We start from the raw sequence: 17,987 nt of genomic DNA, 5'->3' as shown, positions 1-17,987 counted from the left end.
GTCGAGGCCCGTAGCTGACGCGCCTTTTTCAATAGTCTCTAGTACTTACCGAGCCAGCCGCCGGAATTTTTCATCGTAGGCAACGGCTTTTTGCGCCCGCGGGTGCTCAGTACCCTCGCCCCCAGTAGTCAGCCCCGCGCTATTTGCACCCAAGGATGGAAGCGAGGCCTTGGTAAGGCCACGCCCTAGACCGGGCCCCCGTGGAATAGCTCTGCTAGCTTGTTTTTCCGGAATTGAAGGCTGGACCTAGGCCAGCAGAGTACGCGGGGGCTAGCGGGGCCGCTTCAGCTTAAGGCGTAAGCTGCCCGCGCTGCGACGATTTTTCGGCCCGGCCTATCATCTCGTGCGGTCTCGAGCCCAAACCGGGATAACCGCCTCACGGGTTTGGGGCGCCTATTTTTTCGTCTGGTGAAGCGGGTGTACTCCGTTGGGCCCACTCGGTGGCCAGCAAGGCGTATTGCAGCTCGTCGCACCACTCGCCTTTATACCACCCGTTGTGCTGGAAATGCGCTTCGCGCCGCATCCCGACGCTTTCCAGCAGGTGCACGCAGCCCTGGTTGCGCACGTCGGTGAGCGCCAGGACCCGGTGCAGGACGAGCTCTTCGAAACAGTAGCCCAGCAGGGCCAGCACCGCCTCGCGGGCGTAGCCCTGCCCCTGCCAGGCGGGAGCCAGCGTAATGCCAAACTCCCCAAACCGAGGCTCCGCGGCCTGCCGGTGCAGGGCGCAGTCGCCCAATAAAACCCCATCCGCCGCCCGCGTGAGGGCGAGCTGCACCCACTGCCCCGGCTCGGGCGGAATGGGCGTTTGCGCATTGGCTTCGATAAACGCGGCCGCGTCGGCCGCGGTGTACGGGGCAAAGCCCTGGTAGCGGGCCACCTGCGGATCGGCCCGGTAGGTGGCGAAGGACGGGTGGTCGGTCGGCAGCAAGGGGCGCAACCGAATGCGGCCGTAGGAGACTGAAAAGCGAGGCATATCCATCATCAGGCGGCGAAGGTAGAAGTCTGGTCGCCCGCTTTCCAACTAGGCCGGCTCGGCCGGGGAGAAAACGCGTTAGCGGAAGGTAGACTGTTGCTGAGCAGCCGCGCTTGCGTGTGGCGTAAACCGATAATCGATAACGTGGCTGGTTTTAGCCGGCCGGACTTAGCGCCGTTCATTATTCACCATTTCCCGTTTAACCTTGCCCTAACGCAGTTTGCGTGCCTGAGTGGCCGTGGCCTGGCTAGGTTTAAGCGCAATTTCGGGCAGATACCCCGGGGTAAACCGCGCAGTTGCTGCTGACCAACAGGCTGGGCCGGGTAGTGCTCCGGCAAGCAGGAATAAACCAAGTGCCGGTAGCGGCCGGCCACGGGGCGCCACCGGCTTACGCTGCGCTGGCGGGCCAAACAACTCCGCGCCCTACCGTACGCCTCACTCCATCACCAGCCTGGGGGTGGCCCCCATAAGCATGCGTAATGGGTTAAATATTTATTTAACTATTTGAATATTAACTAGTAGTTTTAGTGGGTTGCTATCTGGCGCCACCTATTTCTACCTGCTGGAAGAGGGCCGGCCCCACGGTGCGGGCTTGCCCTTGCCTGGTACTACCGTCATCCTATGCCTGCTATTCGTCCTGCTATTCGTCCGGTGGCTACTGCCCCTGCCTTCTTCCTCCGGGGAGGGCACCTGGGACTGTTAAGTTTAGTTATCTTCTTAGCGGACACCGCCTGCGCCCAAGAGCTAGCGCCCACGGGGTGGACGCCTACCCGCAACGCGTTAGCCGCTCCCCCCACGACGGCGGTGTCGGTGGGGTTCAGCCAGCCTTTAAGCCACAGTTCGACTACCGCGGCCGCGCTTGCCGTGTTCAGCTCACAGGCGGGCGGCTACAAACAAGGGACTCCCGCAGTCAGTGGCAACACGCTCACGTACCGCCCCACAGTACCCTTCAAGGCCGGGGAGGTTGTTTCCGCAACCGTGACTAGCGCCGTGCAGAGTAGCAGCCAGCAGAATCTAGCCCGTCCCTACGTATTCCAGTTTACGTCGGCCACCGCCCCCAGTACGGGCCTGTTCAGCAGCCAACCCGACGTGCCGCTGAGCAACCCGTTTAGTCTCGCCCTAGGCGACATCGATAACGACGGTGATCTGGACTTGCTAGCCGTAAATGCGGTCAGTACGGGTCCCGAAAACACCGTTAGTGTTCGCCTGAATAAGGGCAATGGCACTTTTGCTAACGGCCAGGAAATACCCGGTAGCAGTGCGGGCAAACTGCTGCTGGGCGATTTGGACAACGATGGCGACCTGGACCTGGTAACCCGGGGAGGCGTGCGCTTAAACAGCGGGGGGAACTTCGGTTCTCTGGAACCAGCGGGCCTGGGCGGCGCGGCGTTAGGCGATGTGGATGGGGATGGCGACCTGGATGTAGTGACCGAAGGCGCGACAAGTAGTGGGCCAGCGCCCAGCACGGTCGTGCGGGTAAGGCTAAATAACGGCCGCGCTGGCTTCAGCGAAGGCCCCATAGTGCCCGTGAGCCTGAACGCCTCGACGGTGGTGCTAGGGGACGTTAACAACGACGGGGCCCTGGACCTGCTGGCGAGCGGCCGCAATGGGCTCATTGATGTGCGCCTGAATATCGGGCAGGGTTCGTTTGCCAGCACCGGTCAGAGCCTAGATATTGCCACCATGCCCGGGGGCTTGCTGCTGGGGGATGTGGATGGGGACGGCGACCTGGATGTGGTGGCCGCCAATACCGGCAGCACCGTTACGGTGGTGTTCAACGACGGACAAGGCGCATTCGGCGGCAGCCGATTTGTCAACCTAGGCTCTTTCGCCGTGTTCGAGGCCTTGGGGGATGTGGATGGGGATGGCGACTTGGATTTGCTGGCGGGCGGGTTTCCTAACTCCGTGAGCCTGCGGCGCAACGATGGCCTGGGCAACTTCAGTGGCGACCAGACTATGGTGGTGCCCGAAAGCCCCCGGGCCATTGCGGTGGGCGACCTGGATGGGGACGGCACGCTGGACTTCGCGACGGCCAACGCAAGCAGCGGAAGCGGGGGCTCAGCCAGCATCCGGCTTAACCCGGCTACGGCGCCCTTACCTACCCACTACCGCATCAATGCCGGCGGCGCAACGGTGAGCACCATGCTCGGTACGTTTGTGGCCGATCAGTTCTATGCTCCTACGCCGGGCAACACTTACCGCACTACCGCCCGGCTTGCCGGGACGTCGGAGGTTGCCCTGTACGAAACCGAGCGCTACGGCACCAACGGATACCTGAGCTACGCCCTGCCCGTACCAAATGGTACTTACCAAGTGGTGCTGCACCTAGCCGAGATCTACTGGACCCAGCCGGGGCAACGCCGGTTTGACGTGCACCTGGAAAAGCAGTTGGTGCTCGAGGACTACGACATTGTTGCCCAGGTGGGCGTCAACACGGCCACCACGGAGACATTCTCCGTCCACGTCACCGACGGCATGCTCAACCTGGACCTATCCGCCCTGGCCGCGGAGGGGGGGATTGATCAGCCCAAGCTCGCGGCCCTGGAGGTGCACCCGCTGACCCCCACCTACCAGCTGAATGCCGGCGGCGGCGCCCTGGCCACGGCCCGCGGGAACTTCGCCGCCGACGCCTACTACGGGCCTAGCCACGGCAACACCTACCGCACCACGGCCGCCATTGCCGTGGCGGCCGATGATGCCCTGTACCAAACCGAGCGCTACGGCACCAACGGTTACTTAAGCTACACCCTGCCCGTCCCCAACGGGCGCTACCAGGTCGTGCTACACTTTGCGGAAATTTACTGGACCCAGCCGGGGCAGCGGGTATTCGATGTAAGTGCGGAAGGCACCAAGGTGCTCGACAACTACGACATCTACCAAAAAGTGGGGGCCAATACCGCTACCACCGAGACCTTCCTGGTTACCCTCACGGACGGGGAGCTGAACTTGGATTTTAGCGCCCTGCCAGCCGAGGGCGGCGTGGACCAGCCTAAGGTGTCCGCCATCGAGGTGCTGCCCGCCGCCGAGGCGAGCAGCCCGGTGAGCCGCGCACCCGCGATGCGGCAGGTTGCCGCCCCCCAAGGGCGGCAACCGAGCGAAGCGGTGGGCGTGTACCCTAACCCCAGTGCGGGCGAGTTCACGGTGAGCTGCCGCAGCACGCAGGTTCAAACGGCCCAGCTCACGCTGCGCGATGGACTGGGGCGGGTGGTGCTGCGGCAAAAGGTACTTTTACGGGCCGGCGACAATCAGGTGCCGGTGCAGGCGCCGGGGCTGGCCAAGGGCCTCTACCACCTCACCCTGCACCCCGCCCAGGGGCCCGTCCAGCACCAGAAGCTGTTGATCGGACCCTACTAGCAACGGCTAACCCTAGAGGGTTCAGTGAACTACCGTAGCTGGGCTCTATGGTTGGTGGGAAGGCAACTGCTCACTCCACTGGCACGCATAACTATCCTGGGCGAGGACCTCCTCCCTTTGGTTGATCGTATAGTAGCCTTCATCCCCAGTATTGAAAAACAGGAAGTCGGCCTCGCCAATGCGGACCCGATAGTACTACCGCTGGACATGACTGTCAATGGGCGGGGGCGGTAAACGCAATCTGCGGCGCTGGCTTCCGGTAGCCCACTAGCCTCGCTAGTGAGCATGCTGGCCGCTGGCCGAGCTCACCACTTCCCGATAGTACGGAGGCTCCGGCTCTGGGGGCGGTAAGAATGAGTTCAGAGCCGTTTGGTAGTCAATCGTTTCCGCCTCATAGGTAATGGCAAGCCGAATAACGTGGGGGCCCGCATCCGGCCTCTTGACCTGAAAGTGCAGTGCCAGTAAGGTGTCGGTCAGCCGGCAGGTGGTGATCTGATAAAGAGTGGCTCCTTGCGTAGCGGGTAACCCTCCGTCGGAGTAAGACGTGAAAGAAGGGGCAAAGCGAAAGGGGGATGCCGGAGAAGTGCAGCACCCCGCTAGCAGTCCCCGTGGAATCGTAACAATGTTAACGGGCTCATATTGCCGCATGAAAATTTCCGCCATCGCTCATTTCAATAACGAGCAGATACCGTGTTTCGGGAAAATAACTATTGCGTCCATAAAGTATCCGCAAGCCCGTGTAATCTGGGCGTTGAATAGTGCGGAAGGCATCGTGGCTGGTAAAGCCGCCAACCTGTACTTCCCGTACGGAGAAGAGGAAACGTACAGGCTGTTTGAGACGGTACTGGCCTATATCAAAACGTATCGAGTGGGCAGAAGACGTATTTTCACCGACGTGACTATTGTTGCTTAGCCACGGGTGGAGCGCCCCGCAGGTGGATTCGCTCGTGGCATTATAGCAGCTTCCGTAGGCCACCTCCTCATTTGGGTTATCACAGCGTTAGCTTCTCGGACTGGTCCAGGGAAAGTGGTAAGTTGTAGTCCAACCATCCGCTACGCGCGGCGTGGTACTTTAGCCGTAATATCTGCATGAGCTACGACCTGCTGGTTTTTAGCCAAGAAGCCGCGCCAAAAACAAAGCCTGAGTTTATGGTTTGGTATGAAAGCCAAACGGAATGGGCAGAGGATCATGGGTACAACGACCCGGCAATAACCACTCCTGAGCTTCGGGCTTGGCTTCTGGACATGGAGCAGGTCTTTCCGGATTTGAACGGGATGCACGCAACCGATGACCACACGAATGCTTATGAAACAGACTATAGTATTGGTCGCGTGGTTATCTATGCCGCTTTCAGCTGGTCACTGACAGGGGAAGCCAACGAAATGGCCCACCGATTGGCACTCAAGCATCAAGTTGGCTTTTACGACCCCAGTTTTGAGGGTCCCGTCCTCCTGCCCGTAAACGGCGAGCTGAAGCCAATGGAAGAAGTCTACCAGCAGAAGTCGGACCGAAAGAGGCCTTGGTGGAAGTTGTAAATGCGCCGGCGCCAAACACCTAGTCACTGAGGACGAGCTGGAAGGCCTGCGAAACCCCTCCCGCGAAAGGGAAGCGGCGGAGTAGGGGGCAAACACGGTGGTGAGCTGGTCCCCATCGAGTGTGGCAGACCCAAGGTCTACTGTGACGCCCCAAAATGTAGGGGTTGACCTCGCCGACGGAGCGCGGGTGGCAGTGTCCGCGTCCCGCTGCTGGCCTAGAACCGTATGAACCGGAACCAGCCAGGCCGCCACGAGAAAAATAACTACTAAGGGCATAAGGATAATAGATGAATAGGGAGATCGTGGGCCGACAGTGCTGCACTCCCTCTTCCTCTCCAAGGCAGCTGTACGAACGGCAAACCGAGTGCACAGCCGTAGTTTATCTAGGGATAGGGATAGAGGTATAAACTAGAGCTGGCCATGCTTTATTATGGCCAGCAAGCGGCTTGTCAGCCCTTATGTCAATTGGTAAGTCGACGTTTAGTGGTCGTTGACGCGTTGCGGACAGCAAGACTAAAAACTACGGGCAATTTCCCTGGCTGGGCTGAACGGTGAGGCCTATAATCATACTAGGTAGGCAAAGAAGTAGATGCTTCTTTTTGGGGGGCGCTGCCGGCTGTTGTAGTTTTTTGGTCCGGTTGACAACTAACGGAGAAAAGGCACTCGCAACTCAGCATCATGGTCACCGAGCAACTCTTTCTTGCCCAGCTCAACCAGCACCTGGGCATTGCCTACCGGATTGGGCAAGCCTATCAGCCCGAGCCGGACGAGCGGGCCGATTTGGTGCAGGAGATGATTTATCAGCTGTGGCGGTCCTATCCGTCTTTCACGGGGCAGGCAAAGTTCTCCACCTGGATGTACCGCGTGTGCCTGAATACCGCCCTGATGGCTCAGCGCACGGCGCGTAAACGGCCAACCAACCCCCTGGTGGCCTGGCACGAACAAATTCCCGACCCGCCGCCCGATGACCGGGAGCAGGCTATCCAGGAGCTCTTCGAGGCCATTGCGCTGCTCTCGCCCCTGAACAAAGCCATTGTGCTGCTCTACCTGGACGACTTGAGCTACGAGGAAATTGCCACCATCACGGGCCTGTCGAAAACCAACGTGAGCGTTCGGCTGGTGCGGATTAAAAAGGAACTGAAGTCGCGTTTACCCGTCAACCCTACTACTCTCTAACCGATGTCGACACTGGATGAACTTAAGCACGTATGGGCCACGGGCGCGCCGGGGCCAGCGGGGGGGCAGCGGGTGGAACCGGCTCAGCTCCTGGCCATCACCAAGGCCAGGGGCGCTCGGCAGGTCAACCGGGCCATGCACTACTTCTGGGCCTCGCTAATGCTCCAGCTTATCGTGTACGGGCTGTTGAGTCACGTGTTTATCCGCTTTTGGGGGGGGCTGGGGGTGCAGGCGCTGTGCTTGGGCGGGGCGCTGCTCTACCTGCCCTTCACGATCGTGCTGTTGCGGCAATTCAAGCGAATTGCCCGGGCCAGCCCGGCCCGGCGGGCCGGCGGGGCTTCCCTGCGGGCCGGTATTCAGCAGCAATACGACGGCCTGCGCGCCTTCTACCGGTTCAAGCGCGGCTATGAATACCTGCTCATCCCGCTTTCTACCGCGCTGGGGGTGTGGTTAGTGTTCCGGCTCTACGTGCCGGGGGGCGTGCCGCAACACCCGACGGGGGCTCTCCTTACCTACCTGCTGGCCTTGCTGGCGAGTGGGTGGGCAATTCAGCGGGAGAATCGCCTCCACTTCGAGCAGCCCCTGCGGCAGTTGCAAGACCTGTTGGCGGAATTCAGTCACTAGCCCGATAGCTCCTTTACCACCATGAAAACCTGGCTCTATCTTGGCCTAGCCGCCAGCCTGGGGGCTTGCGGCTGCCTGCCGCAGATGAATCGGCCGCCCCAGCTCCAACGGGGAGTGGTCGTCGCCAACGGCCTCACCCTGGCCTACGAGCGGTTCGGCTCCCCTAACCGGGAAGCCATCTTGCTGATTGCCGGGACCAACAGTCAGCTGACGGCGTGGCCCACTCCCTTTTGCCACTACCTGGCCCGCCGGGGCTATCAGGTGATTCGGTTCGACAATCGCGACGTGGGGCTTTCCAGCAAGCTGGCCCCGGCGGGCCTGCCCGACTGGGCGGCTATCGGGCAGGCGCTGCAGGCCCATACGCCGCCGCCGCTGCCCTATACCCTCGACGACATGGCCACCGATGCGGCGGGCTTGCTGGCGGCGCTGGGCATCGCCCGGGCCCACGTCGTCGGGGCCTCGATGGGGGGCATGATTGCCCAGCGCCTAGCTTACCATCACCCCGGGCGAGTGCTGACGCTGGCCAGCCTCATGGCCGGGGGCGGCAAGGCTGGGTTTCCCCTGGTTGCCCGGCCGGAAGCACTGGCCGGGGTTCCGGCGCTGGGGCCCCCGGCCGATACGGCGGCCTACATCCGGCGGGAGGTGCGGGCCCTGCTGGCGCTCAGCGGCCCTTCGTACCCGCTGGATTCGCTGAGCGCCCACGCCGCCGTCGCCGGGGATGTGCGGCGGGCGTACTACCCGGACGGGCTGAGCCGGCAGGGGGCCGCTTCGCTGGCTGGTTTTTATGCGGGGCGGGAACGGCAACTGCAAACCATTCGGGTGCCGACCATCGTGATTCACGGCAGCGCCGACCCGCTGGTGACCCCTGAGGCCGGCCGGGACGTGGCCAGCAACGTCCCGAACGCGCGGTTTGTGCTCATTCCGGGCATGGGCCATTCCCTCGCCCCGGCGCTCACTACCCAAGTGGCCGAGCTGATTCTGCACAACGCCGCCAAGTCGCGCTAGTAACGGTGGCTAACCGTTTGGTTATGCGCGCTCACGGCCACCGGATTGAGCAGAAGTTCTGGCCGGGTAATGCAACAACTAGGGCAGAGCGTGCTATACCCTACTCGTACGCTTCCGGCTTACGAAGAAGGTGGGTCAGCCCCTTGCTCTGGGCCGAAAAATTGCCCGGTATAACTATCCGGCCCCCGCCGCCTGGCTTTCACCACGCGGGCGGCAGCCTCGGTGACCCTGATCTCGTGTAAGTGGTCGGCAAAATCGGTGTCCACCTGGCCTGGGCACACGAGGTTCAAATTGCAGGGCGTATCCCGCAGTTCACAGGCCAGCGCCACGGCGGAGGATTCAGGGCCGTTTGGGAGGGGGGGTAGACGGTTCCCTTCACGGCGTAAACCCAAGCGCCCAGCATCGTCCGAGGTCCTCGTTAAACTGAGCAGTATGGGCTCGTAAACCAACATTTACTTATCAACTGTATCAAGTCTGACATCAGCCTCTCGCTTCCTTTTGCTCGTCTTTCACGTGCTACCTCCACGTTCTGTGGCAGCATGATACGCCCGACTACCCCGTGGAAATGGGGCCCGAACTTGCGGCTGATCGGTACCCAACTCGCATAAAAGAGCGGTGGGCGTCGGGTGCTTGCGAGTGCTGGAGCCACACCCAGCGCGTGCCAGCCGCTGCCTAGCCATTTCTGTACCTTTGGCGCATGAGCCCTAGCCTCCCTTCCCTCGTCGACTTACAGCTGCGAGGCTTTAAGGTGTACGAGAAAAACTTTACGCTGCCGGCGGCGGAACAGTCCCGGCTGGCGGCGCAGGTATTCAGCCGGCGTGACTATTACAAGGTGCTGTTGCTGGAGAGCAAGTGTCTGCTGCACTACGCCCACCACAGCCTGGAGCTGGACGGGTCGTACCTGTTCTTTACCAATCCGCATATTCCGTACTCGCTGGAGCTGCGCACGGACCACCTGCACGCCTACGCCTGCTTGTTTACCGAGGAGTTTGTGAAAACCGCCGACCGGTCGGCAAGCCTGCACAAGTCGCCGCTGTTTCGTCTTGGCAGCCCCCCGCTGTTTAAACTTCCGGCCCCGCAAGCGGCCTACGTCAGGAGTATTTTTCACAAGATGCTGACCGAACAGCAAGGGGACTATCCATTCAAGGGCGATCTGATTCGCACGTACGTGCAGCTGCTGATTCACGAGGCGCTGCACCTGCAGCCGGCGGATCCAGTTTTGCAGCCCAAGAACGCCGCCACCCGCCTCACGTCGCTCTTTCTGGAACTGCTCGAGCGCCAGTTTCCGATCGAGCTGCCAGCGCAGCAGCTGCCCCTCAAATCGCCGCAGGACTTTGCTGACCGGCTGGCCGTGAAGGTTAACCACCTCAACAAAGCCGTGAAGCAGGTGACGGGCAAGCCCACAAGGGCCCATATTGCCGGCCGCATCCTAGACGAGGCCAAGGCGCTGCTGCTGCACACCGACTGGAGCGTGGCCAGCATTGCCACTTGCCTCGGCTTCGAGTATCCCACCTACTTCCAGAACTTCTTTAAGAAGCACACCGGCCGTACGCCCCTCTCCCTTCGCCGCAAGGCCTAGGCCACCCCCGGCGCGGGCCCGCTGCCCCGCGTCGGCGCACGCTAGCTTCTTGGGGTGGGGCGGCTGCCGGGCAGAGCGGGGAATGGCATGGTTTGTATACTTTTTCGATTGATTTGAGTTACCCACCAGGTGGAGCAGGCTGAGACCTTTGCGGCTGTATTTTATTCAGAACAAAGAGTCAGATGGAAAGCAACTCACCGCAGTACCAAGATCTCGCCGCAAAACGGCTTTAGTAACGGGCGGCACCAAAGGCATTGGCAAAGCCATTGCCGACAAATTAAGTGAAGCCGGAGCCCAGGTGATCATTACCGCCCGCCAGCCGCCCGAGGAGCCCAATTCGGCCCACCAGTTCATCGAAGCCGATATCACCCAGCCGCACCAGGTAGACCAGCTGGCCCACACCATCCACGAAAGGTTTGGCGGACTGGATATTCTCATCGATAATATTGGCGGCGTGACGGCGCCCCGCGGGGGCTTTAGCTGCTTAACGGACCAGGACTGGGAGCAGGAGTTACAGTTGAACCTGCTGGCGACCATTCGGCTGGACCGCGCGCTGTTGCCGCACATGCTGGCGAAAAAAAGCGGGGTGATTATTCACATTTCGTCGGTGGCGGGGGTAAAGCCCGTGTGGAATCACAATTTGGCGTACGCCGTTTCCAAAGCGGGGCTAAATGCCTACAGCAAAGCGCTGTCGAATGAACTGGCCCCCCAAGGTGTCCGCGTGCTGACTGTCTCCCCGGGGGCGACCAACACGCCCCTGATGCAAGGACTCATTCAGAAGGTTGCGGCTACTTCTGGCCTGAGTGCGGAGGAAACCTTTCACCAAATGGCGGCGCAAGTGGGCGGCATCCCCATGGGGCGCATGGCCGAACCGGAGGAAGTCGCTTCACTGGTTCATTTTCTGGTTTCCCCTGCCGCGTCCTACTTGACCGGCGCCAACTATTTAATTGATGGGGGGACTGTGCCCGTGGTATAAAGCTGCTCCATGGACGTGGTAGAACAGCAGATGAAAGTAGTACTCCTGTCCGTCAACTGTTAGGTGCACCTGCTGCCCCAGAGTTGTAGCACTCCCGTTTCCAAAGTGAGGGCGTACTCGTCATGGCCACCCGGCTTCTCCGGGAGCAGATTACAGCCCCCCGTAGATACCCCTTAGGTTACATCTACAATTGCCACCCAAAACCCCGTTTCACTACCTCCTTATGCTGTAACAGCGGCAAGAAGGTAGTGAAACGGGGTTTTTTGGTATGTCAAGCAGCCCTCCGGCCCCAACGATCAACCGGTCATCACGCATTCGCTCATAGCTTCTTCATGGGTGATGGACCGCAGTGGTCAGGATCGTAGTCGGTCAGTTCACAGCCGCCAACCGGCCTAGAGTCGCCCATCTGGGGCTTTTACCTTGCTGCGGTACCTGCGCTACCAGGGGCTTTCGGTTTCGCCGGCCGGCGCATCCCGGCTAAAGTACTTCCCGGTGGGGCCGTCCGCACCGATCGTGGCGTAGTGCACGACGAACTGAGCCGCATCCGTTACCGCCCCGCCTTGGTGGCCGGTAAAGTCGGTGGCCGTCTGGCCCGGGTCGACGGCATTGACTTTGAAGCCTTTCGCGCGCAGCTCGTGGGCCAGAAAGACCGTATGAGCGTTGAGCGCCGTTTTCGAGGGGCCGTAGGCCGCTAGCTTATAGGGCGCGTGGATCCAGGTGGGGTCGCTTTGCAACGTGAGCGAGGCCAGGCCGGAGGTGATGTTGACAATAACGGGCACCGGCGCCGGCTCTAGCAACTCCAGAAAGGCCAGCGTCACCTCGATGGGACCAAAGAAGTTGGTGTCGAAGACCTCGCGGATCTGGTCAGGGCCGGTAAGCAAGGCGTTTTGCGGCATCGCGCCCAGCACGCCCGCATTGTTGATCAACACGTCCAGAACCGAGGTTTTCGCGCGGATAGTCTTTGCGGCCGCCTGAATGGAGGCTTTATCGCAGACATCGAGTTGAACAGCCTCGACGTGGGCAAGGCCGGCTTCTGCCAGGTGGGCCACGGCCTGCTGCCCTTTGACTAAGTCGCGGCAGCCGAGGTAGACAAAATAGCCCTGCTGCGCCAACAGCCGGGCAGTTTCCAGGCCGATGCTCTTGTTGGCACCGGTAATGAGAACATGTTTCATGGGGAGTACAAGTTGGTGAAGTACCCCACAAAGGTCTCGCAGTGGTGGTGCGGCCCACTTACCTTTGGGTAAATACGCCATCGGCTGCACGAGCGTAAGTAACGGGGTGAGCTAGTTGCCCCCCGAACCCGGCTCGCTAATGGCGGGCCCGGCGGGCCGTTGGCCCAGGTTGCGCCGAATGCGACTCAGCGACTGTGGGGTCAGGCCCAGGTAGGAGGCCAGCTGCGCGAGCGGAATGCGATTGGCCAGGCCCGGGAACGTGGTCAGGAACTGCGTGTAGCGGGTCGTGCCGTTGGGGCTGACCAGGGCGCTGCGGCGGTTCAACTTCTCTAACAGCGCCTGCGTGAAGAGCTTGTGCTCGACTCGGGGCCAATCCACCATGGTTAGGCCCAGCTCCTGCCAGGCGCGCGCCTGAAACACGAGCACGTGCGTTGCGGTGACGGCCTGCACGTACTCCGTGCAGGGCTGCTGGTACTGGTAGCTTTGCAGGTCCACCACGAAGTGGTTTTCTTCGAGAAAGTACTTGGTGTGGTCGGTGCCCTCGCAGTCATAATAGCAGACGCGAAAAATGCCGGATACGATGAAGCCGATTTCCTGCGCCACCCGTCCGGCTTGGGAAAAATAGTCGCCCGGTTGGTAGGTGCGGGCCACGGCCCGGCTCTGAATTAGGCGCAGCTGCTGCGGGGTGAAATAATGGAATTGCAGCAGAAAGTTGGTGAGCGGGGAGTCGTTCATGGCAGCAAGGAATACAGAAGGCTGGCGCCGCGTCCGGCAGCGCCAACGAACAAAAGTCCGGCCCGGAGCGCAGTAAGAAGTTACCCTTTGGTAAAAAGTAGGGGCGGGCACCAGCCAACCGGTGGCACTGCTGGCCGCCGGAGAGGAGGCAGTTCCCACTGCAACAAACGGAAGCTAACGTTGGGTTTGGCGGGAAGAGCAGGTTAAAGAAGGAGCCGCTGTCTCGTGGTCACCAGCTACCACCAATGCAGAGCATGCGCGCGAGCTGTCTATCCAATCTTATCCCCAAGATCATCTGCTCGTTTAGCTGAACTTAGAGGTAAGCTAGAAATGAAAATTGTTAACACAACCGTCTTGAGATGCAGTACGCTAGGGCCCGGTTCAGTTACCACTAGAGTCACTCAGCGGGCAAGGAGGCGGCACCGCCTATTCTGCCAGTGTTCGTGTTCGTCGGCCAACCCCTCGTTAGGTGGATTTCAACCAGTGGCGGGGTAGACGGGGTGAGTCTGTAGCCATCAACGTGTAACGGCAGGTAGTCCTGCGCAAACCAGACGGTACTCAACTGCTCGCCGACTAAGGTTGAGCATCATGCACGTGGCCGAAACAGCCGAAGCCGAAGGGAACGGTGGCCACGCTTACTTCTGCGTGCCTAATTGGGCCCGGATGCGGCTGAACGAAGGGCCCTTGATGCCTAGATATGACGCAATATGCCCGAGGGTACCCGGTTGGTTATGGCCGGGAGCTGCGCCAGAAAAGCCAGGTAGCGTTGCCCGGCCGTATAAAAGAACATGGCTTCTGCTTTGGCTTGGCTGGGTACGAGGTGCTGCTCGGCGAGTAGGCGCCCAAGCCGCTCCCAGCCGTGCGCCTGGGCTGACAGCTTTTGGAGCTGACTGGCCTAAGCAAGAGGATCATAAGTGCCACGGCAGCCCTAGGGAGTGGGCGTGCGAGGGTAGCCCAGCCAGCGGCTGGCCCACGGTATGAAATACGGATAATTCGGGGCGTCGGTATGGCCCCCATCGTGCTGCCGCCAGGCCAGCTGCCCCTCGAGCTTGCTGGTGAGCATTGGGGGCATGGGCTCGGTTTGGTAGTCGTTCGACACGCCGAGGTCCTTCGCCCCCAGGAGCTTAAACACGGCTCCGGCCGCCACCGTAGCCCGGTAGCTGCCGCGCTGGTCGAGCCAGTTGGCGTCGCCTTTTTCCGGAATGCCGTAGCTGACGAAGGTGGGACGGGGCGCGCACAGGGCCAGCAGCTCGTGGGAGTCGACGGGCAGGTCGCAGCCCGTTTTAGGGCCAGTGTTGGCCTCGGCAGCCCCGTACTTGAGGTAGTTGCCGGCCATCCAGTAGTATTCGCCCCCGGTCAGGCTTTCCACGGCTTCGCCAAATACGCGCCGGTGCAGCGTGGCCCCACCCTTGCCCGAGGAGCCGATGAGCCCCACGGCAAAGCGCGGCTCAAAGGCCAGCGTTACTAGCGCCGCTTTGCCGTAGCGCGACACGCCCTCGATGCCTACTTTTTTGGCATCTACCAGCGGGTCGGTTTCCAGGTAGTCGAGGGCGCGGGCCGCGCCCCACGACCAGGCCCGCAGCGCGCCCCAGTCGTCGGGCCGCCGCGGCTGCCCTTTGTTTACCAGCCCGATGATGCCTTTGGTAAGGCCCGCGCCGTTGTCGGCCTGAATGCTGTTGGTGTCGAGGATCACGTAGCCCCAGCCGGCGGCCAGCAGCTGCTCGGTGGGGGAGGGGTCGGTGGGCGGCGCAAAGAAGTTGGGGCCCGGCAGCCGGGTGAGGGGCGCGTAGGCCGGGTACCGGTCAAAAATAGCTTTGGCCGCGGGGTTGCTTTTGCCCAGCAGGTCCTTAAAGGCGGCATTAAGCTGCTCCATCTCGGCGGGACTGGGCTGGGCGGGCGCCGGAAACGTGGGGTAGCCGGAGCCGAGCATCATCAGCACCGGCACCGGCCCTTTGACGTTGGCCGGCACCACCAGCAGCATATTGATATCGACGCGGAGCAGCGGGTACGCGGTGTTATCAACGTGCCCCACCAGCTGCTTGACCACGGCCGGGGTGCGCCCGATAAACTCCCGGTCGGTCACCTTCACCCGCCACGCCACTGAGGGGACGTGTTGGGGGATGCGGCCGTACACTTCGCGCTCGAAGTCTTCCACGATTTCCGGGCGGCGCTGCTGCCACCACTGGGCCGCCGTCTTCACTGGGCGGCCCGCTTTGGTGGTGAGGGCACCGGGCAGCGCGGGGCAGGGGTTGGCGAGCGCCTCGTCGTAGTTGGCGTGATTGGGGGCGGTGGCGTCGCCGCTCGGCCCCGGCCGCAGGCGGCGGATGCCGAGCTGCTTGAGCATCAAGTCCTGGTCTTGCTGGGCCGTGAGCTGCCGGGGCCGCGGGTAGCGGCTGCTATCGATGGCGGCCACTTGCGCCGGGGCCAGGCGGGCCAGGACGAGCAGGACAGAAAGTAACACAAGGCGCATAGGACGGCGGGGAAAGGGAGGGGGGGTGTGCATGAAGTAGGGTTTGCTGGCCAGGGGTGACGGGCACTCTTAGCCCACGGGGTACCACTATGCCGCGCTACTTCATCGCCCAGATGAAACAGGCAGCCGTTTGCTCCCCAGCGGGAGTACCCCGTAATGGACAGAGGGTGACCACAACCTAAGAGAAGGCCGGGCTAAAATAGGGAGCCTGCACGAGCGCACACCGATCGATAGGTTTTGCAGAACAGGTTGCATAGCTTTTGTCAGTACGGCTGCGGCCGGGCTGCTCGACCGCGGCGGGTAGGTCCGGCTGGGCACTAGCTATTTTCGCCCCCGGAATGGGGGGCTCACTGGCGGGGGATGGCTACCCTAGCAGAGTTCCGGGGCCGTTTTTCCGGGCCCGGAGCAGCCGCTGGCCCCTGAGCACGGTGCGGCAGGCCTAGCGAATCTCGAGCCCGTGGTTTCGGTACGGGTCCAGGCGCGGGTCATCACTGGGCAGGTCGGTTATGAGGCCATCCAGCGACGACAGGTCGCATACGTGGAAAAAATCACTGGTGCCCAGCTTCTCTTGATTGGCCAAGGCCACCGTTTTATGCGCCGCGCGCAGGAATACGCGTTTCATCTCGCCGTCCTCGTGCACGCTCGCCGTCACGCCCCGCTCGCTGTCAATGGCGCAGCTGCCCAGCAGGTAGAGGTCCGCCCGGTACTTCTGGGCTTCGAGTCCGGTGTGGATGCCCAGCGTGGTTTGGGTCAGCCGGTTATAGGTCCCGCCTAACAGCAGCAGCTCGACGTGCGGGTGGGCCGAGAGCAGCGGCACCAGGGCCAGATTATTGGTTACAATACGCAGGTGAGCCGCCTTGGGCAAGCTGGCGGCGACGGCCAGCATCGTCGTTCCCCCGTCCAGAAACACCGTCTGCGCCCGCTGCAGCAGGGGTTGCACCTTGAGGGCAATTCGCTGCTTGGCATCCGAAAATAGGCCTTCCCGATCCTGAAACGAAAGCGGATTAACGGCCGGGCTGATGGCCCCGCCGCGTACTTTCACCAGCAGCCCACTTCGGCTCAGGGCCTCAATGTCCCGCCGAATGGTATCTTCTGACACCTGCAACTGGCTCGCTACCGTCTCAAACGACACCTTGTTGGCCGCCTGCAGGGCTTTGAGAATAAAATCGAATCGTTCTTCTTTCAGCATAATTACTTCGGGACAAAAATAGGGAGCGACGCCGGCACTAACCCGGTTAGGCCGGCCAGCTGCCCCGCATACCCCATGGTCGTTAGGGCGGGAAGGGCAATCGAGCTCGGCACCGGCGCCAGCCGGCCGCCCTCGCTAAAGAATACGGGGACGATCTTGGCCGCCCCCGCCCCAGCCCCAACCCGAGTAGCGCCAGGGGCAGCCAGGGAGAAAAATAAGCACGAGAAACCCCAGCGCTCAGCATGCTCCCCCGATCACGACGGTGGCGGCCGAGAGGCGAGTCACGAGGCGGTCACCTACTAGGCGCATGCCGGTCATCGCCACCGAGAACAGCAGCACCAGCCCCATCCCACCCTCCTCCATATGCAGACGATTCTTGACGTAGGAAATCAGGGGGGCAACTGGAGATACCAAGCCCGCAGACCAGAAAAAATAGTCCGGGTAGCTTGATGTGTCCTGCTTACGCTACTGGGCAACGAGAGGAGAGGGCATACTAGGGAGCTAGCGAAAAGATCATGTGCTTATGCTGTTTGCAACATTATGCGAATTTGCATAATGTTGCAAAAGCTATTCGATTGCAGCTAAACAGATAGCCGCTTTGGCGGGCTTTCCGGGCGGTGTAGGCTACCACTGATCCTTTTAGGGCGCCTGTTCCTAGTACGGCGGTGGCATTCACTACCGGAAGAAGGCGCCGGAGGAAGTCACCCGTTGAGGGTGCGTTCCTTCATTTTTCTACCCTGCTATGCACCTAGACCACGCCGCTTTATGGACGGGAGACCTGGAACGTGCCCGCGCGTTCTACACGACCTATTTCAACGCCGTAGCGGGTGAGCGCTACCACAATCCCAGCCGCCAGTTCACCTCCTATTTTTTGTCTTTTCCCTCCGGGGCGCGCTTGGAGCTGATGCAACAGCCCACGGTGACGGAAAGCCTCCCGCACTCTTCCCCCCACCTGGGGTATGCGCACTTGGCCTTTGCGACGGGCAGCCAGCAGCAGGTCCAGCAGCTGACGGAGCGCTTGCGCTCCGCCGGCTACGCGGTGGTGGGCGAGCCGCGTCGAACTGGCGACGGCTACTACGAAAGTGTCGTGCTCGACCCGGACGGTAATCTGCTGGAGATTACGGTATAAGTGACCGGAGTACTCCCTTTCCTATCTTTCTTCCGGGTGCCGCCAAGCCCCACGCAGGCCCTCGTAGGG

At 61.5% G+C, this 17,987-nt stretch carries 17 protein-coding genes; 11 read left to right on the top strand and 6 right to left on the bottom strand.

What is annotated here, in order from left to right; all coding sequences use genetic code 11:
• Positions 1-376: 376 nt before the first annotated feature.
• Positions 377-982 (bottom strand): GNAT family N-acetyltransferase, encoded by a 606-nt coding sequence (locus EU557_RS23205; RefSeq protein ID WP_135532869.1) that lies wholly within the window; start codon positions 980-982, stop codon positions 377-379.
• Between the two features lie 612 nt (positions 983-1,594).
• Between EU557_RS23205 and EU557_RS23200 the strand changes: the two genes are divergently transcribed.
• Positions 1,595-4,327, top strand: a complete 2,733-nt coding sequence (locus tag EU557_RS23200; RefSeq protein ID WP_135532868.1) for a malectin domain-containing carbohydrate-binding protein — start codon at positions 1,595-1,597, stop codon at positions 4,325-4,327.
• Positions 4,328-4,603: 276 nt separating this feature from the next.
• Here the strand turns inward: EU557_RS23200 and EU557_RS23195 are convergent, their stop codons facing one another.
• Positions 4,604-4,990, bottom strand: coding sequence for a hypothetical protein (locus EU557_RS23195; RefSeq protein WP_135532867.1), 387 nt, complete (start codon positions 4,988-4,990; stop codon positions 4,604-4,606).
• On the opposite strand from EU557_RS23195, the gene EU557_RS23190 reads away from it, so the two are divergent.
• The 8 genes from EU557_RS23190 to EU557_RS23160 all read left to right on the top strand — a co-directional run bounded on the left by EU557_RS23190 (position 4,974) and on the right by EU557_RS23160 (position 11,223).
• Positions 4,974-5,240: a hypothetical protein gene (locus EU557_RS23190; RefSeq protein ID WP_135532866.1), complete on the top strand. Its 267-nt coding sequence runs from the start codon at positions 4,974-4,976 to the stop codon at positions 5,238-5,240. The two genes, EU557_RS23195 and EU557_RS23190, sit on opposite strands and share 17 nt — an antisense overlap.
• Before the next feature lie 176 nt (positions 5,241-5,416).
• The gene (locus tag EU557_RS23185) at positions 5,417-5,863 is read left to right on the top strand and encodes a hypothetical protein (RefSeq protein ID WP_135532865.1); all 447 of its coding nucleotides are present in this window, start codon (positions 5,417-5,419) and stop codon (positions 5,861-5,863) included.
• A gap of 678 nt (positions 5,864-6,541) precedes the next feature.
• Entirely contained in the window at positions 6,542-7,039 is a 498-nt protein-coding gene (locus EU557_RS23180; protein ID WP_135532864.1) for an RNA polymerase sigma factor, read from the top strand.
• Positions 7,040-7,042: 3 nt separating this feature from the next.
• Positions 7,043-7,663 carry a hypothetical protein gene (locus EU557_RS23175; protein WP_135532863.1) on the top strand — a complete coding sequence of 207 codons (621 nt, stop codon included), beginning with the start codon at positions 7,043-7,045 and terminating at the stop codon, positions 7,661-7,663.
• A 21-nt stretch (positions 7,664-7,684) separates the two neighbouring features.
• The gene (locus tag EU557_RS23170; protein WP_135532862.1) at positions 7,685-8,668 is read left to right on the top strand and encodes an alpha/beta fold hydrolase; all 984 of its coding nucleotides are present in this window, start codon (positions 7,685-7,687) and stop codon (positions 8,666-8,668) included.
• 529 nt (positions 8,669-9,197) lie between these two features.
• Entirely contained in the window at positions 9,198-9,344 is a 147-nt protein-coding gene (locus EU557_RS26155) for a hypothetical protein (protein WP_425351976.1), read from the top strand.
• Positions 9,345-9,365: 21 nt separating this feature from the next.
• Complete coding sequence (locus EU557_RS23165; protein WP_135532861.1) at positions 9,366-10,247, top strand: helix-turn-helix domain-containing protein; 882 nt, start codon at positions 9,366-9,368, stop codon at positions 10,245-10,247.
• 148 nt (positions 10,248-10,395) lie between these two features.
• Positions 10,396-11,223, top strand: coding sequence for an SDR family oxidoreductase (locus EU557_RS23160; protein WP_245326370.1), 828 nt, complete (start codon positions 10,396-10,398; stop codon positions 11,221-11,223).
• 437 nt (positions 11,224-11,660) lie between these two features.
• Here EU557_RS23160 and EU557_RS23155 read toward each other — a convergent pair whose 3' ends face one another.
• A complete protein-coding gene (locus EU557_RS23155) occupies positions 11,661-12,395 on the bottom strand; it encodes an SDR family NAD(P)-dependent oxidoreductase (protein ID WP_135532860.1) in 735 nt (244 codons plus the stop codon).
• 111 nt (positions 12,396-12,506) lie between these two features.
• A complete protein-coding gene (locus tag EU557_RS23150) occupies positions 12,507-13,130 on the bottom strand; it encodes a Crp/Fnr family transcriptional regulator (RefSeq protein ID WP_135532859.1) in 624 nt (207 codons plus the stop codon).
• A gap of 697 nt (positions 13,131-13,827) precedes the next feature.
• Between EU557_RS23150 and EU557_RS25595 the strand changes: the two genes are divergently transcribed.
• Positions 13,828-13,968: a hypothetical protein gene (locus EU557_RS25595; RefSeq protein ID WP_167855322.1), complete on the top strand. Its 141-nt coding sequence runs from the start codon at positions 13,828-13,830 to the stop codon at positions 13,966-13,968.
• Positions 13,969-14,058: 90 nt separating this feature from the next.
• On the opposite strand, the gene EU557_RS23145 is transcribed toward EU557_RS25595, so the two are convergent.
• Complete coding sequence (locus EU557_RS23145) at positions 14,059-15,600, bottom strand: alpha/beta hydrolase family protein (RefSeq protein ID WP_135532858.1); 1,542 nt, start codon at positions 15,598-15,600, stop codon at positions 14,059-14,061.
• Between the two features lie 439 nt (positions 15,601-16,039).
• A complete protein-coding gene (locus EU557_RS23140; RefSeq protein ID WP_135532857.1) occupies positions 16,040-16,789 on the bottom strand; it encodes a DeoR/GlpR family DNA-binding transcription regulator in 750 nt (249 codons plus the stop codon).
• A gap of 742 nt (positions 16,790-17,531) precedes the next feature.
• On the opposite strand from EU557_RS23140, the gene EU557_RS23135 reads away from it, so the two are divergent.
• Positions 17,532-17,918 (top strand): VOC family protein, encoded by a 387-nt coding sequence (locus tag EU557_RS23135; protein WP_135532856.1) that lies wholly within the window; start codon positions 17,532-17,534, stop codon positions 17,916-17,918.
• The last annotated feature ends 69 nt before the right edge of the window (positions 17,919-17,987 follow it).

The organism is Hymenobacter wooponensis, assembly GCF_004745865.1.
In the GTDB taxonomy this organism is placed as follows: Bacteria; Bacteroidota; Bacteroidia; order Cytophagales; family Hymenobacteraceae; genus Hymenobacter; species Hymenobacter wooponensis.
Note: the sequence above shows the minus strand (reverse complement) of the source record. Positions and strands in the feature narration are given on the sequence as shown.